Annotated in this window: 18 protein-coding genes; 8 read left to right on the top strand and 10 right to left on the bottom strand. The window is 68.5% G+C overall.

Translation table 11 applies throughout. The features are described 5' to 3' along the window. Positions 1-390 precede the first annotated feature (390 nt). Positions 391-747, top strand: a complete 357-nt coding sequence (gene arsC / locus HZI36_RS11845; protein WP_179402837.1) for an arsenate reductase (glutaredoxin) — start codon at positions 391-393, stop codon at positions 745-747. Positions 748-812: 65 nt separating this feature from the next. Here the strand turns inward: arsC and HZI36_RS11840 are convergent, their stop codons facing one another. Together HZI36_RS11840 and HZI36_RS11835 are read right to left on the bottom strand one after the other, a co-directional pair. Beyond that, positions 813-1,019, bottom strand: a complete 207-nt coding sequence (locus HZI36_RS11840) for a zf-HC2 domain-containing protein (RefSeq protein ID WP_179402836.1) — start codon at positions 1,017-1,019, stop codon at positions 813-815. Beyond that, on the bottom strand, positions 1,000-1,611 hold the full coding sequence (locus tag HZI36_RS11835) for an RNA polymerase factor sigma-70 (RefSeq protein ID WP_179402835.1): 612 nt from the start codon (positions 1,609-1,611) through the stop codon (positions 1,000-1,002). Before HZI36_RS11835 ends, HZI36_RS11840 begins: the two co-directional genes overlap by 20 nt. Before the next feature lie 351 nt (positions 1,612-1,962). Between HZI36_RS11835 and HZI36_RS11830 the strand changes: the two genes are divergently transcribed. Beyond that, the gene (locus HZI36_RS11830) at positions 1,963-2,517 is read left to right on the top strand and encodes an NADPH-dependent FMN reductase (protein ID WP_179402834.1); all 555 of its coding nucleotides are present in this window, start codon (positions 1,963-1,965) and stop codon (positions 2,515-2,517) included. Between the two features lie 22 nt (positions 2,518-2,539). Here HZI36_RS11830 and HZI36_RS11825 read toward each other — a convergent pair whose 3' ends face one another. Together HZI36_RS11825 and HZI36_RS11820 are read right to left on the bottom strand one after the other, a co-directional pair. Further along, complete coding sequence (locus tag HZI36_RS11825) at positions 2,540-4,825, bottom strand: hybrid sensor histidine kinase/response regulator (protein WP_179402833.1); 2,286 nt, start codon at positions 4,823-4,825, stop codon at positions 2,540-2,542. A gap of 62 nt (positions 4,826-4,887) precedes the next feature. After that, entirely contained in the window at positions 4,888-5,805 is a 918-nt protein-coding gene (locus HZI36_RS11820; protein ID WP_179402832.1) for an alpha/beta fold hydrolase, read from the bottom strand. A gap of 210 nt (positions 5,806-6,015) precedes the next feature. Between HZI36_RS11820 and HZI36_RS11815 the strand changes: the two genes are divergently transcribed. The 5 genes from HZI36_RS11815 (at position 6,016) to HZI36_RS11795 (ending at position 11,455) form a co-directional block, all read left to right on the top strand. Next, a complete protein-coding gene (locus HZI36_RS11815) occupies positions 6,016-6,348 on the top strand; it encodes a hypothetical protein (protein ID WP_179402831.1) in 333 nt (110 codons plus the stop codon). Positions 6,349-6,641: 293 nt separating this feature from the next. Beyond that, positions 6,642-7,490 carry a presqualene diphosphate synthase HpnD gene (hpnD, locus tag HZI36_RS11810; RefSeq protein WP_179402830.1) on the top strand — a complete coding sequence of 283 codons (849 nt, stop codon included), beginning with the start codon at positions 6,642-6,644 and terminating at the stop codon, positions 7,488-7,490. Positions 7,491-7,499: 9 nt separating this feature from the next. Continuing rightward, positions 7,500-8,756 carry a hydroxysqualene dehydroxylase HpnE gene (hpnE, locus tag HZI36_RS11805; RefSeq protein ID WP_179402829.1) on the top strand — a complete coding sequence of 419 codons (1,257 nt, stop codon included), beginning with the start codon at positions 7,500-7,502 and terminating at the stop codon, positions 8,754-8,756. A gap of 11 nt (positions 8,757-8,767) precedes the next feature. Then, positions 8,768-10,747, top strand: a complete 1,980-nt coding sequence (gene shc / locus HZI36_RS11800) for a squalene--hopene cyclase (protein ID WP_179402828.1) — start codon at positions 8,768-8,770, stop codon at positions 10,745-10,747. A 24-nt stretch (positions 10,748-10,771) separates the two neighbouring features. Next, positions 10,772-11,455 carry a phosphorylase gene (locus HZI36_RS11795; protein WP_179402827.1) on the top strand — a complete coding sequence of 228 codons (684 nt, stop codon included), beginning with the start codon at positions 10,772-10,774 and terminating at the stop codon, positions 11,453-11,455. A gap of 47 nt (positions 11,456-11,502) precedes the next feature. Here the strand turns inward: HZI36_RS11795 and HZI36_RS11790 are convergent, their stop codons facing one another. The 4 genes from HZI36_RS11790 to hpnN all read right to left on the bottom strand — a co-directional run bounded on the left by HZI36_RS11790 (position 11,503) and on the right by hpnN (position 16,690). Beyond that, complete coding sequence (locus tag HZI36_RS11790) at positions 11,503-12,735, bottom strand: type II toxin-antitoxin system HipA family toxin (RefSeq protein WP_179402826.1); 1,233 nt, start codon at positions 12,733-12,735, stop codon at positions 11,503-11,505. Then, entirely contained in the window at positions 12,732-13,058 is a 327-nt protein-coding gene (locus HZI36_RS11785; protein ID WP_179402825.1) for a helix-turn-helix domain-containing protein, read from the bottom strand. Before HZI36_RS11785 ends, HZI36_RS11790 begins: the two co-directional genes overlap by 4 nt. 148 nt (positions 13,059-13,206) lie before the next feature. Beyond that, positions 13,207-14,064 carry an MlaA family lipoprotein gene (locus HZI36_RS11780; RefSeq protein WP_179402824.1) on the bottom strand — a complete coding sequence of 286 codons (858 nt, stop codon included), beginning with the start codon at positions 14,062-14,064 and terminating at the stop codon, positions 13,207-13,209. After that, positions 14,057-16,690 carry a hopanoid transporter HpnN gene (hpnN, locus tag HZI36_RS11775; RefSeq protein WP_179402823.1) on the bottom strand — a complete coding sequence of 878 codons (2,634 nt, stop codon included), beginning with the start codon at positions 16,688-16,690 and terminating at the stop codon, positions 14,057-14,059. Before hpnN ends, HZI36_RS11780 begins: the two co-directional genes overlap by 8 nt. A gap of 251 nt (positions 16,691-16,941) precedes the next feature. On the opposite strand from hpnN, the gene HZI36_RS11770 reads away from it, so the two are divergent. Beyond that, positions 16,942-17,538, top strand: coding sequence for an MlaC/ttg2D family ABC transporter substrate-binding protein (locus HZI36_RS11770; RefSeq protein ID WP_179402822.1), 597 nt, complete (start codon positions 16,942-16,944; stop codon positions 17,536-17,538). Between the two features lie 58 nt (positions 17,539-17,596). Here the strand turns inward: HZI36_RS11770 and HZI36_RS11765 are convergent, their stop codons facing one another. Next, positions 17,597-19,153: a sensor domain-containing diguanylate cyclase gene (locus tag HZI36_RS11765; RefSeq protein WP_179402821.1), complete on the bottom strand. Its 1,557-nt coding sequence runs from the start codon at positions 19,151-19,153 to the stop codon at positions 17,597-17,599. Positions 19,154-19,474: 321 nt separating this feature from the next. Further along, complete coding sequence (locus tag HZI36_RS11760; RefSeq protein WP_179402820.1) at positions 19,475-21,649, bottom strand: malate synthase G; 2,175 nt, start codon at positions 21,647-21,649, stop codon at positions 19,475-19,477. Positions 21,650-21,886 lie beyond the last annotated feature (237 nt).

Raw genomic sequence — 21,886 nt, 5'->3', positions numbered from 1 at the left:
GAACTCACGCCGAGAGATTTATGCGCATAAAGAGCCCGCGCTCAAGGTGCTGGATCAGCGGTAGCAAGAATGGGTCGTCACCAGAGGTTGCTCGGGAGTGCCGGACGTGCCAAACCTCGAGCGTTTCAACAGCGCATCACGAGGGCGGCAACTCAACGCGAGGTTTATGCGCATAAAGTTGGCGGCCGGCCGATCCAATCCGACACCGCTCGCAGACAAACGACTGTCGCCACAGAGCCGATGGTTAGCCAGCCGGCCAGTCCGTTCCTTTCGTCAACTTCGTACCGAGGTCACGTTTTTCACCCGCCTCCATAGACCTGTCACGCAACTCGATCGGCCGAGCTCGCGGAATCGCTACAATACGTGGCCCCATCAGTCCAAGGTCGAACGATGATCACGATTTATCACAATCCCCGTTGCTCCAAGTCGCGTGAAACGCTGGCGCTTCTCGAAACGCTCAACCAAAGCGGCGCGCCGGTCACCATCGTCGAATATCTGAAAACGCCGCCGACGGTCGAGCAGTTGCAAACGCTTCATCGTCAGTTGAGTCGTCCGGTCCGCGACATGCTTCGCGACAACGAAGAACCCTACAAGACGCTCGATCTCGGCCGCGCCGATTTGACCGATGCCGAAGCCTATGAAGCGATCGCCACGCATCCGATCCTGCTGCAGCGGCCGATCGTCGTCTATAACGACAGGGCCATCATCGGCCGTCCGCCGGAAGACATAAAGGAATTGTTCGAATAAATTTTATATTTCTGATTCTTCGAATCCCGGAGGGTGCAATTCGTCCAGACAGCCCTCCGGCGGCCTCACTCCTGCGCGTCGTCCCGCCCGGTTTCTCCCCCGCCCGCAACCTTCGCCGCATCACGCAACAGCGCAATCTGCTTGCGATATTCTCGGCACCCGCCGCAAGCCGGCAGATGGATGCGCACGCGCACCCGCTCGTTCAGCGTCAACGCGCGATCGAGCGCATCCGACAGCAGGCGCGTCACGTCCTTACATTTCCCCAGTCCCATCGTCGCTCGTCAGCCCCTTCTCGGTCAGGCACGTGCGCAAGCGCGTACGCGCGCGATACAGCAGCACGCTGCAATGATTCGTCGTCAGCGTCAATTCCGTGCAAATGTCGGCGATCTCGAAATCGAGAAACTCGCGCATCATGAACACGCGTCCGATCTGCTCCGGCAGATGGTTCAGGCACATCTCGAACAGCGTCCAGAATTGCTGCTGCTGAAGCAGCGTCTCCGGCTGCGGCCATGGGCGCGGTTTCGCGTAGGGCGTCCAGTGACCGTTGTCCTTGAACAGTTCACGGTCGAGCGCCGATTCGCCGTCGAGCTCGGCATCGAGCGCCGACAGGCTGACCATGCGCTGCCGTACGCGCAGACTGTCGATCAGCTTGTTGCGCAGGATGCCGAACACCCAGGTCTTGTGGGCGGACAACCCCGCGAAATCGCTCGAATGCGTCCATGCGGCGGCCAGCGCTTCCTGCACCGCGTCCTCCGCCGCGTCAGTGTCACGTAGTTGCAGGCGCGCGAAGCGCAGCAGGTCGCGCCGCAATTGTGCGAGATAGGCCGGGTCGTCGTATGCGGCGTGCGAAGGCTGGATCGGCATGAAGGTCTCGAGTGGCGCCGGTCGCGACGTCGCCCGCGGCCGGTGCGAGCAGCTTACTGGGCAACGCGCGCGCCCGCAACGCACGTTCCGTCCCGAATGACATCAACACGCGCGGCCGCCTGCGCTATGCTTGCCGATACGCACATCGCGCGAACGGCATACGGCCGGACGGCCAATCTGTAACGGCGCGGCGAATCGACAGACTTATCCACAAATTCTGTGGAAAACTTTGTGGAAAGTCTGTCGCGCGGCCCCGCCGGGCGGCTCGCGGGCTGGCCTGCCTATAAACAGACCTTTACTGACTATCCCGAATCAATCGCTTCGATTCCTCACCACCGGAAGGAGAAATTCATGGCACATCGCATTGCGGTCGTCGTGGGCAGCCTGCGGCGCGAATCGTTCAACCGCGCGCTCGCGCACGCGGTGATCTCGCTGGCGCCGGCGGACTTTTCGTTCGAGTTCCTCGATATCGGCTCGCTGCCGCTGTACAGCCAGGATTACGACGCGGACTTTCCCGACGTCGCGAAGCGTTTCAAACAGTCGATCGAGGCGGCCGACGCATTGCTGTTCGTCACGCCCGAATACAACCGCTCGATGCCGGGCGTGCTGAAGAACGCGCTCGACTGGGGCTCGCGTCCGTGGGGCACCAACTCGTGGGCGCGCAAGCCGGGCGCGGTGCTCGGCACGTCGCCGGGCGCGACCGGCACCGCGCTCGCGCAGCAGCATCTGCGCAACGTGCTCGCGTATCTCGACGTGAGTCTGCTTGGGCAGCCCGAGATGTTCATCAAGCACGACGCGTCGCGCATCGACGCGCAGGGCAACATCGTCAGCGACGATACGCGCAAGTTCCTGCAGGGTTTCGTCGATCGCTTCGCCGGATGGGTACGCCAGTACGAGGCGGCCTGAACGCCCAAGCGCTGAAACTGCGCTACCGCGCGGCGCGGGCATCGCGCGCGTCGTGAATGCCGCGCAGGATATCGTCGAGCAGCGCGATATCGAATGGCTTCGACAGCACGCGCACGTTGACGCCGCGCGTGCGGTCGAGCTCCTCCGCATAGCCCGTCACGAGAATCACCGGAAGCCGCTGCGGCCGCCGCTCGAGCGCTTCGGCGAGATCGATGCCGTTCAGCCGTCCCGGCATGTGGATGTCCGAGATCACGAGATCGAAGTCGCCGCCGGCGGACGTTTCGTCGATCAGCTGCAGCGCGTCGTCGGCGTTCGCCGCGTAGGTCACGCGATGACCGAGCAGTCCGAGCAGCGCCTCGGTGCCGGCGGCGACTTCGTCGTTGTCCTCGACGAGCAGCACGTGCAGCCCGTCGGCCGCTGGCGCATCGCTCGCCGCCGGCGCGGCGGTGAGCGCCGGGTGCGCCGGACGCTCCGGTGCATCGTTCGCGTTCGCGCGCGGCAGATAGAGCCGCACCGACGTGCCCGCGCCGACCGCGCTGTCGATCGTCGCGAGCCCGCCCGAGCGCTCGCAGAACGCGAACACCTGTGGCAGCCCGAGCCCGGTGCCCATCCCTTTCGCCTTCGTCGTGAACAGCGGCTCGAACGCGCGCGAGAGCACGTCGGGCGCCATTCCCGAGCCGGTGTCGTCGAACGCGATCTGCGCGAAATCGCCGGTCAGCGGAAAACCGTCCTCGCGACGGAACGTCATGTTGCGCGCGCTGACCGTGAAGCGGCCGCCCGCCGGCATCGCGTCGCGTGCGTTGACCGCGAGATTGATCACCGCGAGCTCGAGCTCGGCGACGTCGACGCGGATCGGCCACAGCCCGGGCTGGATGTCGACGGAGAGCGACGACTTCAGCCCCAGCGACGTCTTCAGCAACTCGCGGCACGTGCCGAGCCATTGCGTGACGTCGATCGTTTCGCTGCGCAGCGGCTGCTTGCGCGCGACGCCGAGCAACTGGCGCGTCAGCGACTGGCCGTTCTTCAGCGCGCGCTCGATCGCGGCGAGCTCCCCGTCCAGATGCGCGCCGCCGCGGCGACGCATCAGCTGCACGTTGCTCGAGATGATCATCAGCAGGTTGTTGAAGTCGTGCGCGACGCTGCCGACCAGCGTACCGAGCGCCTGCATCTTGCGCGACTGCCGGTACGCGGATTCGATCGAGCGGCGCATCGATGCTTCGGCCTGCCAACGATCCCACGCTTCCTCCTCGGTCGCGAGCCGCTTCAGCGACAGCCAGATCACGCACCAGAGCACGACCGACGGCGCGAACATCGACACGAACAGCACGCTCAGGTGCTCGTACCAGTCGTGCCAGATCGCGGACGTCGGATACGCGCACGACACGTAGACCGGATAGCTGCCGACCTGCCGATACGCGACGATCTCGCTGTCCGAGCCGTGGCTGGCGCGCACGATGCCGGCGTGCGCGTCGCTCGCCGGCGTGCCGAACGGCGAGCGCTCGGCCTGCGCGGCGCCGCGCGCCGCGCCGGTGGCCGCGCCGAGCGCGGCGGACGGCGTTGGCGGGTATGACGCGAGCACCGCGCCGTCGGCGCGCGTGAGCGCCATCGTCATCGGCGTCTTCGAGCCGCCGAGCAGGTCGCGGTAGAACGCATTGAAGTACGATGCCTTCAGCGCGACCGACACCATTCCCGCGAACGAGCCGTCGCTGTGCCGCCGCGCGACGCCGGTATTGAACACGGGCGTGCTCGCAAGGCGCTGCGGCCCCGGCATCAGCCGCGAGATGTGCTCGATCACCTTGCCGTCGCGAATGCCGACGAAATCGTCGCGATTCGCGATCGATGCGTACGGCACGGGATAGTAGAGGCTGTTCGCGAGCAGCGCCCCGCTCGCGCCGAAGATCGAGATCGCGGCGACCTGCGGATAGCCGCCGCCGATCGAATCGAGCGCTTCGTGGATGTCGGATTCGTCGTTGCGCACGGTGGCGTCGTCGAGATCCTGGACGAGATCGACGATGCGTGCGTCGAGCGTCTCGTTCAGGTCGAATACCTTCAGCGCGTGCTCCTCGGCGACGCGCACGGTGCGCATCGTCACGTCGCTCGCGGCCGCTTCGCGCGTGCGCAGATCGTCGTACGCCATCACCGACACGTACGCGCACGGCAGCACGATCGCGGCGATCAGCAGCACGATCAACGTCACGCGGCGCACCGCGAAATCGTGCTCGGGCGCGCCGGATGCGTAGGGCGCGTCGTCCTGCCAGTCGTCGGCGGAGGTGGGAGCGCGGGGAGCGGCGGGCCGGTCGGACGTCATGAAAAAAGCGGGCGGGGCGAGACTCCCATCATAAACGACTTGCGAGCCGTGCCCCGGCGCCTTCAATCCTTCGCGATGTCGGCCAGCACGCCGGCCAGCACCGCCGGTTGCGACACGAACGGCGAGTGGCTGCTGTCGAGCAGATGCACGCGCGTCGGATTGGCCGGCACGAACGCGTCGGCTTCGTCGATGAAGCGCTGCTGCAGCGCGGGCAGGATCACGCGATCCTGCAGACACTTCACGTAATGACGCGGGATCGCGCCCCAGCGCGCCGCCGTCGTCGGGATCGCGGTCGCGAACGGCGCGGCCGGCACGTCGCAACTCATCAGGTTTGCGATCGCGTCGTAGTCCGCTTGCGATATGTCGTCGTACAGCGCGCGCTTCGCGCTCGCGCGATACGCGGCGTCGTCGCTGCGCGGATCGAGGCGCAGCGCGCCGGCCGTGCGCGGGCTCGCGAGCATCAACTGGCCGAGCATCTCGCCCTGATTTTCCGGTGCCCGCACGTAATCGAGCGCCGGCACACCCGATGCCGGCATGAACGCGGACAGATAGACGATCTTCGCGATTTTCTCCGGGATCTGCTCGGCGGCCGCGGTGATCGCGATGCCGCCCATGCTGTGCCCGACGACGACGACCTTGCCACGGCCGAGCGCGTACGCGTCGTCGATCGCCTGCATCACCTGCGTCGCATAATCGTCGAGGGTCGTGTTCGCCACCGGCGACGGCTCGGACGCGAACGCGTCCTTGTCGAGCGGCCGCTTCAGGTACGACGCGGGGAAGCGCGCGTTCAACCCGTGCGCGGGCAGGTCGCGCGCGATCGACAGATGGCCGCGCGCGGCGAGCGCGGCCGCGAGCGGCGCGTAGCACCACGCGCCGTGCCAGGCGCCGTGCACGAGCACGAAAATGGGGTGGGCGGAGCCGTCCGGGCGGGCGGCGGATTGCGTCGAGGCGGCTGAGGCGGCAGTCACGTGCGTCTCCATTCGAGTGTCGGACCGGCCCGCGGGCCGGTCAAACCGCCATATTAGTGACGATTGCCGATGATCCCAAGCCGTTCCGCATCGCGCGATGGCCGAAATACACCCCCGGGTTTGTCTCGTGCAGGCGACAATTCGTCCGATCCCGATTTGAAATCGGCGGCGATCGCGGTACTTTCGAGGTACTTTTTATGCTTTGACATCGAGCAGGTTCCCATGAACGTCGACTACCTGTTCTACCGGAAGCCGGACGCGCCCGGCCCCTATTCGCTCGACGATCTCGGCGACGTGCCGCCGTCGATCGGCCCGAGCGACGCGGTGCGCGCCGGGATCGCGCGGGTGTTCGCGCAGATCGACTGGCGCGAGTCCGACGAGGTGCCGGGCGCGTGGTTCGGCACCGGCGGCCCGGTGTTCCAGTTCACCGTGGAGCCGGACGGCCGCGTGACGAGCTTCATGGGCTCGCGGCTCGAGCGGCGGGCGATGCTGACACTTGCCCGCACGATGGGGCTGATCGCGCTCGACCTGCAGCGCGACGTCGTCTACGACTGACGCGCCCCGCGCCCGCCGTCCGCCCGTCCGCCCCTCCGTCCGTCCGCCCGTCCGCCCGTCCGCCCGTCCGCCCGTCCGCCCGTCCGCCCGTCCGTCCGTCCGCGCTTCCGCGCGGCGCCACGGGTGCGGCGGCAGTACGGTTCAAACATTGCTATACTTTCGGCCAATTCCGGGTTTACGCCGGTAATTTGTGCCTGTCTGCGCGCATCGTTCGCCCATCTCGCACGTATTTACCATCCCAGCCGGGCATGGCTTCTTCAATCGCCCAACGGGGCGCCTCAGTGGAGCTCGTCTTGGCCGTTTCCGATCTCGTCGTGGACGATCACGCAACCGATGCCGCTGCCGCCACGTCGGGCAGCTCCTTTTATCTCGCGATGCGCATTCTGCCGGCCGCGCAGCGCGACGCGATGTTCCAGGTGTACGCGTTCTGCCGCGCGGTTGACGACATCGCCGACAGCGACCTGCCGCGCGCCGAGCGCGCCGCCGGCCTCGACCGCTGGCGCGCGGACATCGACGCGTGCTTCGCGGGCCGTCCGCCCGCACGCCTTGCCGCGCTCGAGCGCGAGATCCGCGCGTTCGATCTGCAGCGCGACGATTTCCACGCGATGATCGACGGGATGGCGATGGACGCCGCCGAGGACATCTGCGCACCCGACGACGCGACGCTCGATCTGTACTGCGACCGCGTCGCGAGCTCGGCCGGGCGTCTGTCGGTGAGGATTTTCGGGATGCAGGAAGCGGCGGGGCGCACGCTCGCGCATCATCTCGGCCGCGCGCTGCAGTTGACGAACATCCTGCGCGACATCGACGACGACGCGGCGATCAACCGCTGCTATCTGCCGCGCGAATTGCTCGAGCGCGAACGCATCGCGCTCGCCGATCCGAAGACGATCGCGCGCGATCCGGCGCTGCCGCGCGTGTGCGCGACGCTCGCGGAGCGCGCGTTCGGCCATTTCGCGCAGGCCGACGCGGTGATGGACGCGTCGCCGCGCGCGTTGGTGAAGGCGCCGCGGATCATGTCGGGTGCGTACCGCTGCATTCTCGACGCGGCGCTCGCGCGCGGCTTCGACGCGCCGCGCGCGCCGATCCGCAAGCCAAAGGCGCGGATGCTGCTGATCGCCGCGCGCTACGCGCTGTTCTGAGCCGGGGCGATGCCGAGGACCGTCCATGTGATCGGCGCGGGGCTCGCAGGCCTGTCGGCCGCGCTGGAACTGCAGCGCCGCGGGCGTCGCATCGTGCTGCACGACGCGAGCGCGAACGCGGGCGGCCGCTGCCGGTCGTGGTTCGACGGCACGCTGAACGCGACGCTCGACAGCGGCCTGCATCTGGTGTTTTCGGGGCAGCGTGCGACGCAGCGCTATCTGCGCACGATCGGCGCGGCCGATCGGCTCGTCGGGCCCACGCATGCCGAATTCGCGTGCGTCGATCTCGCGTCGCGGCGTCGCTGGACGCTGCGGCTCGGCGGCGGGCGCTGGCCCGCGTGGATTTTCGATGCGGCCGCGCGCGTGCCGGACACGACGCCGCTTGATTACCTGTCGCTCGTGCCGCTCGCATTCGCGCGCACCGGCCGGTCACTCGGACAGACGATGCGGTGCGACGGCATTCTGTGGGACCGTTGGCTGAAGCCGATTTTTCTGACCGCGCTGAACGTCGAGCCGCGTCAGGCGACGGCCGAGCTGGTGCGCGCGTTCGTGCGCGACACGCTCGCGTCGGGCGGCCCGGCGAGCCGTCCGCTCGTCGCGCGCCACGGGCTCGGCAGCGCGTTCGTCGATCCGGCGCTGCGGCTTCTGCAGCATGGCGGCGCGGCGATCCGGCTGAACTCGCGGCTCGATGCACTGGAGTTCGGCGCGCACGGCAATGCGGTCGACGCGCTTCGGATCGGCGGTGCGCGCGTCGATCTCGAGCCGGGCGACGCGGTCGTGCTCGCGGTGCCGCCGGACGTCGCGCAGCCGCTCGTGCCGGATCTGCCGGCGCCGGACGCGTTCAGCGCGATCGCAACCGCCTATTTCGCGATCGAGCCGCCGGCCGGCTGCGCGCCGTACCTGAGCGCGATCAACGGCTCGATCGACGCGGTGCGCGCGGTCGACGGTCACCTCGTCGCGACGATCCGCGATGCGGCCGGCCGGCTCGATGCGCCGCGCGACGCGTTCGCGCGCGCGATCTGGCGGGACGTCGCAAGCGCGGTGGGTTTGACCGACGCGGAACCGATGCCCGCGTGGCAGCTCGTCGTCGAGCCGCGCGCGGCGTTCGCGGCGATTGTGCCGCAGGAAATGAAACGTCCGGCGTCGCGCACGCGCTGGACCAATCTGGCGCTCGCGGGCGATTGGACGGCCACCGGCCTGCCCGCGACGATCGAGGGCGCGATCCGCTCCGGCCTGCAGGCCGCGGACGTGCTCCAGACACGATAAGAGAGGGACCGATGAACGATCTCACCGATGTGCAAACGCTGGCGGCCGGTACCGCGCCGGCCGACCTCGACCTGGACGCCGCGGTCGCGCGCGCGACCGATGCGCTGCTCGCCGCGCAGAACGCGGACGGCCACTGGGTCTACGAACTCGAGGCCGACTCGACGATTCCCGCCGAATACGTGCTGCTCGTCCATTACCTCGGCGAGACGCCGAACGTCGAGCTCGAGCGGAAGATTGCGCGCTACCTGCGTCGCATCCAGCAGCCGGGCGGCGGCTGGCCGCTGTTCACCGACGGCGCGCCGAACATCAGCGCGAGTGTGAAGGCGTACTTCGCGCTGAAGGTGATCGGCGACGACGAGAACGCCGAGCACATGCAGCGCGCGCGCCGCGCGATCCACGCGATGGGCGGCGCAGAGATGTCGAACGTCTTCACGCGGATCCAGCTCGCGCTGTACGGCGCGGTGCCGTGGCGCGCGGTGCCGATGATGCCGGTCGAGATCATGATGCTGCCGCAGTGGTTCCCGTTCCATCTGTCGAAGGTGTCGTACTGGGCGCGCACGGTGATCGTGCCGCTGCTCGTGCTGAACGCGAAGCGGCCGATCGCGAAGAATCCGCGCGGCGTGCGGATCGACGAGCTGTTCATCAGCCCGCCGGTGAACACTGGTCTGCTGCCGCGCCAGGGCCATCAGAGCGTCGGCTGGTTCGCGTTCTTCCGCGCGGTCGATCATGTGCTGCGCGCGGTCGACGGGCTGTTCCCGACCTACACGCGCGAGCGTGCGATCCGGCAGGCGGTCGCGTTCGTCGACGAGCGCCTGAACGGCGAGGACGGCCTCGGCGCGATCTATCCGGCGATGGCGAACGCGGTGATGATGTACGACGTGCTCGGCTATCCGGAAGACCATCCGAACCGTGCGATCGCGCGCCAGTCGATCGAGAAGCTGCTCGTGATCCACGACGACGAAGCGTATTGCCAGCCGTGCCTGTCGCCGGTGTGGGACACGTCGCTCGTGTCGCACGCGCTGTTCGAGACCGGCGACGCGCGCGCGCAGCAGGCCGCGCAGCGCGGGCTGCAGTGGCTGAAGCCGCTGCAGATCCTCGACGTGCGCGGCGACTGGATCTCGCGCCGCCCGAACGTGCGGCCGGGCGGCTGGGCGTTCCAGTACGCGAACCCGCACTATCCGGACGTCGACGACACGGCGGTCGTCGTGATGTCGATGGACCGCGCGCAGAAGCTCGCCGGCAACGACGAATATCGCGACGCGATCGCGCGCGCGCGCGAATGGGTCGTCGGGATGCAGAGCAGCGACGGCGGCTGGGGCGCGTTCGAACCCGAGAACACGCAGTACTACCTGAACAACATTCCGTTCTCCGATCACGGCGCGCTGCTCGATCCGCCGACCGCGGACGTGTCGGGGCGCTGCCTGTCGATGCTCGCGCAGCTCGGCGAGACGGCCGAAACGAGCGAGCCGGCGCGCCGCGCGCTCGATTACCTGCTGAAGGAGCAGGAGCCCGACGGCAGCTGGTACGGCCGCTGGGGGATGAACTACGTGTACGGCACGTGGAGCGCGCTGTGCGCGCTGAACGCGGCGGGCCTCGGCCCGGACGATCCGCGCGTGAAGCGCGCCGCGCAGTGGCTGCTGTCGATCCAGAACAAGGACGGCGGCTGGGGCGAGGACGGCGACAGCTACAAGCTCGACTATCGCGGCTACGAGCAGGCGCCGAGCACGTCGTCGCAGACCGCGTGGGCGCTGCTCGGGCTGATGGCGGTGGGCGAGGTCGATCATCCGGCGGTTGAGCGCGGGATCGACTACCTGATCGCCGAGCAGAACGCGCACGGCCTGTGGGACGAGACGCGCTTCACCGCGACCGGCTTCCCGCGCGTGTTCTATCTGCGCTACCACGGCTATCGCAAGTTTTTCCCGCTGTGGGCGCTCGCGCGCTTCCGCAACCTGAAGCGCACGGGCGACACGCGCGTGACGGTCGGGATGTAACGGGTGACGTCTGCACGTACTGGCATGCAGCCCGTGATCGCCGTGACGGGGATGGCGTTCGAGGCGCGCATCGCGCGCGGCGACGGCGTCGACGCGGTGTTCGCCGCGCGCGCGGACCGGCTCGAGCGCGCGCTGTCCGAGGCGAGCGCGCGCGGCTGTGCGGGAATCGTCAGCTTCGGGACGGCAGGCGGCCTCGCGCCGGATCTCGCGCCGGGCGCGCTCGTGATCGCGGACGCGATCGACGGACCGTTCGGCCGCGTGGAAACCGACGCCGGCTGGAGCGCGCGGCTCGTCGCCGCGCTGCGCGACACGCCGGTGTGGCCGCGCGTGACGCGCGGTGTGATGGCGGCTGTCGGCGCGCCGGTCGTCGGCGCGCGGGAGAAGGGCGCGCTTTATCGTGCGAAGGGCGCGCTGGCGGTCGACATGGAGTCGCATATCGCGGGCGCGTTCGCGGCCGCGCGCGGCGTGCCGTTCGTGGTGTGCCGGGCGATCGTCGATCCGGTGTGGCGGACGTTGCCGCGCGCGGCGACGGCGGGGTTACGCGACGACGGCACCACCGCGATCCTGCCGATCCTGCGCGAGCTGGCCAGACAGCCGTCGCAGCTCGGCGCGCTGCTGCAGGTCGCCGGCGATGCGCGCGCGGCGCGCACGACGCTGATCCAGGCGCGGCACGCGTTCGAACGGGCGGGGGCGTTGAGGGTGGTTTGACGGGGGCGCGGCTTCCGGAGGCGCGATGGCCTGCGCGAGCGGCGGCTCTATGCGCCCGCGGTCATTCGCGCGCGATTGCCCTCAACGGCCTTGACGAGTAAAGAGACGGTTTCCGATCGGATCGGTAACGCCGATGCGAGCACCGACAGGCCGGCAGCATGTTCCGTGATTCGGTCGATGGTCTCGGCTGCCATTTTGTCGCCCAAGCCGCTCATTCCCGCAAGTTTCAGCAGGTGCGCTCGCGCGGGTGCGCGCGCTGCGCCGCAGATATCCATTTGATGCTCGCCCGCAGGACCGACGTTGAACGTCAGGTCGTACGCGGGCGACACTCGCCAGTGGCCGTCCCGTTCGAGCCTGAACGAAAAATTCTTCGCATGATCGTCGCGGTTGTTGAACACGACGTTGAATACGCACCGCTCGAACATTTTGCCGACTTCCCGCATGTCACCGGTCACGAAGCGGACCAGCCGCAGCAGATTCAGGTAATCGAGTTCCGGCATCCGGAAGTCGGCATGCGCGACGCCCGCCGCCGTATGGACCGGCACGCGCATACCGTCGCGGCGGTCGAAGCGTTCGATGCCGAACGCGGCGCCCGATTTGCCGAGATCGAAATGGCGGGTGGCCGGCATGTCGATGCCCGACGCGCGGGCCAGTTCCGCGTACAACGTCTCGATCGCGCATACTTCGCGATGCTCGGTTTGAGCGGGAAACTTGACCATCCACGGCACGCCAGGCGCCGCTTCGACGTTCCACATCCGGTTGCCGTCGAGATCGACGTTGACCAGCACCTTCGGGCGCGCACCATGTGGCGAGCCGCCCATCAGCAGCAGCTCGAGCAGCAGCGCTTCGCTGTCACCGGTCATCACGTCCTGGACTTCGGCCGCGATCGTGTGGAGGTCGACGTCGGCGAGGACGAGTGGGGCTTCGCTTTCGGGCGCGTAGGTCAGTGCGCCCATTCCGGTGTGGCCGATGACCGCGAGGCGATCGAGCGGCGATACCCGGGACGGTTCGATGCCACGCGAGCGAAACAGACGATCCATCAGCAGCATGCCCCAGCCATCGGGCAAGCTGTCGCTGACGAGGCCCGGCAGTCGGTGCTGGTGCGCCGGGAATTCGCCGAACGCCGCTGCCTGCAGCGGCAGCCTGAACGGAGAAAGCTGTAGACCGCGATCGAGCGCGGTCGGCGTGTATTCGAACAATAGCCGGCGACCGTCGTCGGCGAGCTGGCCGAGATCGAAGCGCTCGCCCCAGCCTTCATAGACGACCCGCAAGTGTTTCATCGCTTGTCCCCCGGAGTCGCCGCCGGGCGGCGGCGTGGCGCGCGCTGGCGTGTGCGGCTCGCTTCCTCCATCGCCCGAATCGAGTGCACCTTGATCTCCAGGATCTTTTCCAGGTCGGATGCGCGGCCCAGTGCCTGCGCGACGCGGAGAAAAGATTCCAGCGTCGCCTGACCGGTCGCTTCGAGGTTGCGCAGCGCGCGAACCGAGATGCCCGCGCGACCGGCGAGCTCCGCTTGCGAGAGCCCTTGCTGGAGCCTCAGCGCGCGCAGTCGCTGTGCGAAGGTTTGTGCGATTTCCGAGACCGAGGCGAGGTCGAACAGCATGACAATCCTCGTTTCACATAACAGGCAAAATTATACCTCTTAGGTAAAAAATGTGCCGTTAATGGGCGGAAATCTGCCTCATGCTGAAATTGACCTCATTCGATGCGCGATCCGATGCCGGGGGCGCGGCGCACGCCCGAGCCCTTATTCAGTTCGCCGCCGGGCTGCTGGCCGGCTCGGCTGCCCCAGTCCCCCCGGCCGGTGCCGCCGCGCCATCGCCCGGATCGTCGTACTTCGGCAGCCCCGGTGTTGCTGGTGCGTTGCCGGGCGCGTTCGCGCCGCCGCCCGAATCGCCCGGTTCGTTGTAGTTCGGCAGCGCGTTCGGCTCGGCGCCGCCGTGATAGGTCTGCGACTTGCGCTGCTGCAGATACGCATCGCGCACGAACGAATACTTGTCGAGCGCCGCCTGCTGCAGCAGGTCGGTCGCGCCGAGCAGGTCCGCGCGCGCGCTGACGAACTGCATCACGTACATCGGATTGCGCACGGCCGGCTCGATGTAGTTCAGCAGGTTGAAGCGCACGTCGACCGCGCGCCCGACGCCGTCGCGGAACGAGCTCGGCCCGAACACCGGCAGCACCAGATATGGCCCCGACGGCACGCCCCAGCGCGCGAGCGTGAGCCCGAAGTCCTGGTGATGTTTCGGCAGCCCGGCCTGCGTCGCGACGTCGAACAGACCGCCCACGCCGAACAGCGAGTTCATCACGACCCGCATCACGTCCTCGGTCGCGTCGGTGATGCGCAACTGCAGCAGGTTGTTCGCGATGTTGCCGAGATCGCCGATGTTCGAGAAGAAGTTGCTGATCGACGCGCGCACCGGCGTCGGCGTGATTTTCTGGTAACCCTTCGCGATCGGCACCGCGATGTGCGTGTCGACCGCGTCGTTGAACTTGAACACCGTGCGGTTCATCGGCTCGAGCGGATCGGCCGGGTCGCGGTTCGGGCCTGTCGCGCATCCGCTCAGCATCGCACCGGCGGCGAGCGTCGCCGCGAGAATTCGCTTATTCATGTTTTTCCTGCTTCCGTTGCGTGGCGCGCGCGGCGCGCGGTTTGCCCATCAGGACCGGCTGGAACACCACCGCGCCGATCAGCGTGCACGACAGCGCGAGCGCGAGCAACCGCCCCATGCTGGCCGTGCCCGGATGGTGCGACAGCCACAGGCTGCCGAACGCGGTCGCGGTCGTCGCAGCGCTGAACAGCACCGCATGCGTGAGGCTCGATTGCAGCAGCCCCGTCTGGCCGGCCCGCCATGCCATCACGAAATACACCTTGAACGCGACGCCGACGCCGAGCATCAGCGGCAGCGCGATGATGTTCGCGAAGTTCAGCGGCATCCCGAACAGCACCGTCAGCTCGAGCGTGACGACGCCCGACACGAGCAGCGGCACGAGCGTGCGCAGCACGTCGCCGAAGCGGCGCAGCGTGATCCACAGCAGGATCGTGATCGACAGGATCGACCACGCGGCCGCCTGCAGGAACGCGTGGATGATCGTGTCCGCCGAGTGCAGGATCGAGATCGGCCCGCCGATCGCGCTCGGCTCCGCAGCCTTCACCGCCTTCGCGAAGCGGCGCAGCATCACGTCGTCGTTCGGATCGACGCCCGCCGGCACCTTCGGCGAAATCTGCACGAGCGCCTGGCCGTCGGGGGCGATCCAGTCGCGCACGAGCTGCGGCGGCAGCGTGTCGCGCGTGATGTCCTGCGGCTGCAGCAGCAGCGCGAGCTGGCCGAGCGCAATGCGCAGCGGCGCCGAGAACGCGCGCTCCGCGCGCTCGCGCGTGGCGGCGTCGGCGGACGCGAGCTTCGCGAGCGATGCCGACAGATGCTGCGCGGCCGCCGCGCCCGGGCCCGGATGGTCCTCGGCCGCGTAGCCGAGCAGGTCCGACACGCGCTTGAGCGCGGCGACGCGCTGCGCGTCCGTCGCGCTCGGCGCGGCCGGCTGCGTCAGCGCGGGCGCCAGCTCGCTCGCGGCCGCGGCGATCGACGCACGCTTGTCGGGCTGATCGTCGGGGATGAACGTCGACAGCGTCGTCGTGCGGCCCACTTCGGGCAGCGCATCGAGCTTCTTCGCGGCCGCGTCGGCGGCGGCGAGCGACGGCGCGAGCAACGTCACGTCATTGACCGCCGCCTCCGGCGAATCCTTCAGCGCGAGCAGCGTCGCCATCGATTCGCTGTGCGGATCCTTCAGATGCAGCGGATTGAAGTCGAAGCGCAGGAACGCGAGCAGCGGCAGCGCGCCGATCACGACCGCGAGCGTGCCGATCAGGATCGGCTTGCGGTGCCGGGCCAGGTAGTCGTCGATCGGTGCGAGGCGCGGAAAGCCCGGCGCCTTCGCCTCGCCCGGCGGCGCGAACAGGCGCAGCAGCGCGGGCAGCAGCGTCATCGTCGTCAGCAGCGCGACGAACATCCCGACGCCCGCGATCAGGCCGAGCTCCGACACGCCGCGATACGCGGTCGGCAGGAACGAGAAGAAGCTCGCCGCGACGGCCGCCGTCGCGAGCAGCAGCGGCATCCCCATCGCGTGCGCGGCGCCGATCAGCGCATGGTCGATGCGCGGATCGCGAAAGCGCTCCTCGCGGTACTTCACGCCGTACTGGATCGCGAAGTCGACGCCCAGGCCGACGAACAGCACCATGAACGCGACCGAGATCATGTTCAGCGAGCCGACCATCATCAGCCCGAGCGCGGCGGTGACGACGAGGCCGACCGCGAGCGTGACGAGCACCGAACCGATCATCCGCTTCGAGCGCAGCGCGACCCACAGGATCGCGAGCACGACGAGCACGGTGCCGGCGCCGTTCAGCGCGGCACCGTCCTCGACGGACGCGAATTCCTCGTCGGCGAGCGGCTGCTCGCCGGTCAGCCGCACGGCCGCGCCGAAGCGGTGCTCGAGGTCGAGTGCGCGTGCGGTCGCGCGGATCGTCTCGCTGGTCTGCTCGCCGGCCTTCAGCGCGCCGTAGTTGACGACAGGCTGCACGGTCACGAACGCGCGCGCCGGCTGCCGCGCCGCGTCGGCGTCGACGAGCGCGCGCCACGAGAACGCGGCCGGCTTGCCGGCGAGCACGTCGTCGACGGTCGCGGCGCTGCGCGCGAGCAGCTTCGCCATGCCCGGCAGCTTCACCTGCCCGGTCTGCAGCGGCAGGCCGAGCGTGGTCGACAGCGTGGTCGCGAGTCCGGTCAGCGTCGGGTTCTTCGCGAGTTCGTTGACGAGCGGGCGCGCGCTCGCGAGCTGCTCGGCCGTCGTCGCGACCTGCTGCGGCGACAGGAACAGCAGCCCGTTGCGCTCGAAGAACGGCCCGCCGCCGGGCTCGGCGACCTGGCCGATGCGGCCGGCCGCGGCTTCTTTCTCGAGCGCGGCCGTCAGCGCGTGCGCGGCGGCGGCCGCGAATTCGGGCGCGGGCGCCTCGACGACCGCGAGGATCGTGCCGTCGCGCTGCGGGAACGCGCGGTCGACCGCGTCGCCGAGCGCCGCCCATTCGTGGTCGGCCTCGACGAGCTTGCTGATGTCGGTGTTGATCTTGAAGTGCTGCGCGACGTACACGCCGCTCAGCGCGGCGGCGACGAGCGACAGCACGACGACCCAGATCGGGCGCCGCACCGACAACACGACGAGCCGGACGAGAAGAGATGTCACCATGAGGCGGTGGAATGGGCCCAAAAACCAAAGTGCCCAAGTATACCGGTGCGTCGATCCGCCGGTCGCTTCGGCCGGACGGCCAGCGCCCGGCGGGCTTCGTCCAGCCTCGTCGGCCCCGTCCCGCCAGTGACAATCCCGCGTCAAAGGTAACAGTCGGTCACCGCGTGTCACGGCGCCGCCGGGCCCGGTATACTTGCCCGGGCCGGCCGCCGTGCCGCGCCGGCCCTTTTTTCCTCGAGTGCGATATCCGTATGAAACGTCATCTGTTTGCATTTCTCGCCGCGGCCACCGTATCCGTTTCCGCATTCGCGCAGAGCGCGCCGGTCGACGTCGTGCGCAACGCGGTCGAAGGCACCGTCACCGCGATGAAGGCCGATCCGGCGGCGCGCGGCGGCGACATGGCGAAGGTCACGCAGGTCGTCGAGGCGCGTTTCCTGCCCGCGACGAACTTCGAGCGCACGACGCGCATCGCGGTCGGCGACGCGTGGAAGCAGGCGACGCCGCAACAGCAGCAGGCGCTCTACGCGCAGTTCAAGCTGCTGATGACGCGTACCTATGCCGCGTCGCTCGCGCAGCTCGGCAGCCAGGACGCGAAGTTCTCGTTCAAGGCGGGCGGCGCGTCGGGTAGCGACGCGCTCGTGCAGTCGACGGTCACGACGCCGGGCGACAGCCAGTCGGTCGGCTATCGGCTCGGCAAGGTCGGCAACGACTGGAAAATCTACGACATCGACATGTCCGGCGCGTGGCTGATCCAGGTCTATCAGGGGCAGTTCAAGGCCCAGCTCGCGCAGGGCGGCATCGACGGGCTGATCGCGTTCCTGACGAAGCACAACGCGCGGACCAACTGAGCAACCGGGCGCCGCATCGCGCGGCGGTCGACGTGCGCGTAGGCGCGCTTTCGTACGCCTACGCGCGCTTACGCTCGTGCCGTGACTCGACCTGCACGACGATCTGATTGCGGCCACCCGCCTTCGCGCGATAGAGCGCGTCGTCCGCGCGCTTGAGCGCCGCCTGCACGCCGCCGCCCCATTCGGGCATGCAGGTGGTCACGCCGATGCTCGCGGTCAGCCGCGCGTACTCGCTCGCCGGATGCGGAATGTCGAGCGCGTGGATGCTCGCGCGGATCGATTCCGCGACCGCCACCGCGCTCTGCACGGTCTGGTCCGGCAGGATCACGACGAACTCCTCGCCGCCGTAGCGCGCCGCGTAGTCGGCCGGCCGGCGCAGGCAGCCCGCGATGCAGTGCCCGACCGCGGCGAGCGCGTCGTCGCCGGCCTGGTGGCCCTGCGTGTCGTTGTAGGCCTTGAAGTGATCGATGTCGACGAACAGCAGCGACAGCGCGTGCCGCGCGCGCGCGGCGCGGCGCCATTCGCGCACGAGCGTGACGTCGAGCATCCGGCGGTTGTCGAGGCCGGTCAGCCCGTCGGTGCGCGCGAGCGCCTGTAGCTCTGCCTCCGCGCGATGGCGCTTGCGCATCTGCACGTCGAGCAGCAGCGACAGCCCGACGAAGCCGATCGCGAGTATCGCCATCACCGAGCCGATCGGCACCGCGCGGTCGTACCAGGTCGCATAGATGTCAGATTCGGCCTCGGCCACCATGATGATCAGCGGCAGATTTTCCAGGTGCCGGAACACGTAAAGTCGCCGCACGCCGTCGATCGACGCGGTGTCCGAGAAGCTGCCTTCCGGCGCGTCCATGAAGCGCCGGAACGTGCTCGCCCGGCTGATGTCGCGCCCGATGATCGACGGGTCGTACGGCTGACGCATCACCATCAGGCCGTTCGTCTCGATCAGCGAGATCGAGCCGCGCCGGCCGAGCGTGAGGCGCGAGAACAGATCGTGGAAATATTCGAGCTTGATCGCGATCACCGCGGCGCCGCCGAACGAGCCGTCGGGCCGCGTGATGCGGCGGCTCAGCGAGATGCTCGGCGAGCCGCCGCGCATGTGCGAGCGGTACGGCGCGCTGACGAACAGGCCACCGTTCGGATGGTCGCGCTGGAACGTGAAGAATGGGTGATCCGCGAAGTTCCCCTCGCGCGGCTGGTCGACCGCGCCGTCGACGACGATGTTGCCATGCTCGTCGAGCGCGTAGATGCCGCCCAGATACTTGGCCGTCGTCGAGCGGTCGAACAGCACCTCGCGGCGCAGGTCCATCGGCAGCCGCTTGATCGCCGGATCGTTCTGCCCGTCGGCGATCGCTTGCAGCGACAGCGAATAGATCTCGACGTTGCGCTCGATATCCCATTCGGCCATCTGCGCGAGATTCTCGAGCGTCGTGCGCGCGCGCTCGCGTGCGTCCATCCGGCCCTGGTAGAGCAGGAGCCCGCAGAGCAGCAGCAGGATCATCGCGATGGCGAGACCGGTGTAGAAAATCAGATGCGGAACGAACAGCCGGTGCAGATGCGCGAATACGCGGCGCGTCGGGCCGGGCTCGCTGGGCATTGCATATTCGGTGTCTGCCATGTTCCGACGATCGGTGGGCTTCGCCGCCGTGCGACAGACGCAAGGCGGCGCGATGCGGTTGTATTCATGTGACTATCCGGGCGGCGATCCGTTTGGCGTTGCATGCCGGGCAGCCGCAGCCCTCGGTCGGGGCAGTATAGCGCGCGCATTGGCGCGTGGAGAACAGTAATCTGACGCTTTATTACGGGCGATATCACGGGATGGCGGAGGGGGTTTCGCAGTCGCGCGATGCCGGCGCCGGAACGAAAACGGGCGGCCCGTGGGCCGCCCGTCGAGTGCGCTGCGCGCGTGCGATTGGGTGTGTCGGTGTGTCGCGGTGCGTCAGTGCGTGTGCTGCGCGGCCTTGAACGCGAGGCGGAAGCGATGCAGCAGCGGCTCGGTGTAGCCGCTCGGCTGCGCCCGGCCCTGCAGCGTCAGCGCGAGCGCGGCCTGGAACGCGACCGATGCGTCGTAGTTCGGCGCCATCGGACGGTAGTTCGGATCGCCGGCGTTCTGCTCGTCGACGACGCGCGCCATCCGCTTGAACACGCCGAGCACGAAGTCCTCGGCGACGACGCCGTGACGCAGCCAGTTCGCGATGTGCTGGCTCGAGATGCGCAGCGTTGCGCGGTCTTCCATCAGGCCGACGTTGTTGATGTCCGGCACCTTCGAGCAGCCGACGCCCTGTTCGACCCAGCGCACGACGTAGCCGAGGATCCCCTGCGCGTTGTTCTCGATTTCGCGCAGGATCTCTTCTTCGCTCCAGTTCGCGCGCTCGACGATCGGCACGCTCAGCAGCCCGTCGAGCAGCGCGCCGCGCTCGCCCGCGTAGTCGATCTTCTCGAGTTCCTGCTGGACGGCCTGTACGTCGACGTCGTGATAGTGGAGCGCGTGCAGCGTCGCGGCGGTCGGCGACGGCACCCATGCCGTGTTCGCGCCCGCGCGCGGATGCGCGATCTTCTGCTCGAGCATCGCGTGCATCAGGTCCGGCATCGCCCACATCCCCTTGCCGATCTGCGCGCGGCCGCGCAGCCCGGCAGCGAGGCCGGCGAGCACGTTGCTGCGCTCGTACGCGGTAATCCACGCGGACGTCTTCATGTCGCCCTTGCGGATCATCGGGCCCGCTTCCATCGCGGTGTGCATCTCGTCGCCGGTGCGGTCGAGGAAGCCGGTGTTGATGAACGCGACGCGTGCCGCCGCCGCCGCGATGCACGCGGACAGATTCACGCTCGTGCGGCGCTCTTCATCCATGATCCCCATCTTCAGCGTGTTGCGCGGCACGCCGTACAGATCCTCGATGCGGCCGAACAGCTCGCTCGCGAACGCGACTTCCACCGGGCCGTGCATCTTCGGCTTCACGATGTAGATCGAGCCGGTGCGCGAGTTCCGCTTCGACTTCAGGTCGTGCAGCGAGCACAGCACCGTGACGACGGCGTCGAGAATCCCTTCCGGAATCTCGTGGCCGTCGCGGTCGAGCACCGCGCCGTTCGTCATCAGATGGCCGACGTTGCGCACGAACAGCAGCGAGCGGCCGTGCAGCGCCAGCGTGCCGCCGTCGGGCGTGGTGTAGGTGCGATCGGCGGCGAGCCGGCGCGTGAAGGTCTTGCCGCCCTTCGCGACTTCCTCGACGAGCGTGCCCTGCATCAGTCCGAGCCAGTTGCGGTAGAGCTGCACCTTGTCCTCGGCGTCGACCGCGGCGACCGAATCCTCGCAGTCGATGATCGTCGAGACCGCCGCCTCGACGACGACGTCCTTCACGTTCGCGAGATCCGAGCGGCCGATCGGCGTCGACGCGTCGACCTGGATCTCGATGTGCAGGCCGTTGTGCTTCAGCAGGATCGCGGACGGCGCATCGGCCGTGCCCTGGTAGCCGACGAACTGCGCGGGCTGCGCGAGGCCCGTTGCGCCGTTGTTCGTGTCGACGACGAGCTTGCCGCCGTCGACGCGATAGCGCAGCGCGTCGCGATGCGAGCCGGCCGCGAGCGGCGCCGCGCGGTCGAGCACGCCGCGCGCGTAGTCGATCACGCGCTGGCCGCGCACCGGGTTGTACACGGACGTGCGCTCGGCGCCGTCGTCCTCGGGCAGCGCGTCGGTGCCGTACAGCGCGTCGTACAGGCTGCCCCAGCGCGCGTTCGCGGCGTTCAGCGCGTAGCGCGCGTTCGACAGCGGCACGACGAGCTGCGGGCCGGCCTGCTCGGCGATCTCGCGATCGACGTTCTCGGTCGTCACCGACACGCTCGCGGGCACCGGCACCAGATAGCCGATCTTTTCGAGGAACGCGCGGTAGGCGGCGGGATCGCGGACCGGGCCGGGGTTCGCGCGATGCCACGCGTCGAGCTCCAACTGCAGGCGGTCGCGCTCGGCGAGCAGCGCGCGGTTTTTCGGCGCAAGGTCGTGCACCAGCGCGGAGAAATCGCGCCAGAACGCGTCCTTGTCGATGCCCGTGCCGGGCATCGCTTCGTTTTCGATGAACAGGCTCAGTGCTTCCGAAACCTGCAGTCCGTGATGGTCGATCATGTTTGCCTTCCGTGTGAAGAATATTCGTCGCGCGCGGATCGTGCCGCGACGCTTTGTATGCCAGGCCCGGCGGGGCGGGGCGTCCTGCGCGGACGCGACGCCGGATGCGGGCGGACCGTTCGGGCTGCCCGGCCGTCCGACGCAGGGGCTGGTTGCGTCAGGCAGGCCGGCGAACGGCGGCTAAACATCGATGATAACGTCATACGCGGCACTTGGGCGCCGGCATGCGTGGTGGGG

The organism is Burkholderia guangdongensis (assembly GCF_013403875.1).
GTDB classification, from domain to species: Bacteria; Pseudomonadota; Gammaproteobacteria; order Burkholderiales; family Burkholderiaceae; genus Burkholderia; species Burkholderia guangdongensis.
The sequence above is the reverse complement of the archived record's forward strand: the minus strand, read 5'-3'. Positions and strand labels throughout refer to the sequence as shown.

Excerpts from the sequence above, each read along its gene's own strand:
- hpnN (WP_179402823.1), bottom strand. The coding sequence starts at position 16,690 with ATGGTGACATCTCTTCTCGTCCGGCTCGTCGTGTTGTCGGTGCGGCGC.
- arsC (WP_179402837.1), top strand. The coding sequence starts at position 391 with ATGATCACGATTTATCACAATCCCCGTTGCTCCAAGTCGCGTGAAACG.
- HZI36_RS11785 (WP_179402825.1), bottom strand. The coding sequence starts at position 13,058 with ATGCTGTTCGACCTCGCCTCGGTCTCGGAAATCGCACAAACCTTCGCA.
- HZI36_RS11760 (WP_179402820.1), bottom strand. The coding sequence starts at position 21,649 with ATGATCGACCATCACGGACTGCAGGTTTCGGAAGCACTGAGCCTGTTC.
- HZI36_RS11815 (WP_179402831.1), top strand. The coding sequence starts at position 6,016 with ATGAACGTCGACTACCTGTTCTACCGGAAGCCGGACGCGCCCGGCCCC.
- HZI36_RS11795 (WP_179402827.1), top strand. The coding sequence starts at position 10,772 with ATGCAGCCCGTGATCGCCGTGACGGGGATGGCGTTCGAGGCGCGCATC.
- HZI36_RS11765 (WP_179402821.1), bottom strand. The coding sequence starts at position 19,153 with ATGGCAGACACCGAATATGCAATGCCCAGCGAGCCCGGCCCGACGCGC.
- HZI36_RS11825 (WP_179402833.1), bottom strand. The coding sequence starts at position 4,825 with ATGACGTCCGACCGGCCCGCCGCTCCCCGCGCTCCCACCTCCGCCGAC.
- HZI36_RS11840 (WP_179402836.1), bottom strand. The coding sequence starts at position 1,019 with ATGGGACTGGGGAAATGTAAGGACGTGACGCGCCTGCTGTCGGATGCG.
- HZI36_RS11790 (WP_179402826.1), bottom strand. The coding sequence starts at position 12,735 with ATGAAACACTTGCGGGTCGTCTATGAAGGCTGGGGCGAGCGCTTCGAT.
- HZI36_RS11820 (WP_179402832.1), bottom strand. The coding sequence starts at position 5,805 with ATGGAGACGCACGTGACTGCCGCCTCAGCCGCCTCGACGCAATCCGCC.
- hpnE (WP_179402829.1), top strand. The coding sequence starts at position 7,500 with ATGCCGAGGACCGTCCATGTGATCGGCGCGGGGCTCGCAGGCCTGTCG.
- HZI36_RS11835 (WP_179402835.1), bottom strand. The coding sequence starts at position 1,611 with ATGCCGATCCAGCCTTCGCACGCCGCATACGACGACCCGGCCTATCTC.
- HZI36_RS11770 (WP_179402822.1), top strand. The coding sequence starts at position 16,942 with ATGAAACGTCATCTGTTTGCATTTCTCGCCGCGGCCACCGTATCCGTT.
- HZI36_RS11780 (WP_179402824.1), bottom strand. The coding sequence starts at position 14,064 with ATGAATAAGCGAATTCTCGCGGCGACGCTCGCCGCCGGTGCGATGCTG.
- shc (WP_179402828.1), top strand. The coding sequence starts at position 8,768 with ATGAACGATCTCACCGATGTGCAAACGCTGGCGGCCGGTACCGCGCCG.
- HZI36_RS11830 (WP_179402834.1), top strand. The coding sequence starts at position 1,963 with ATGGCACATCGCATTGCGGTCGTCGTGGGCAGCCTGCGGCGCGAATCG.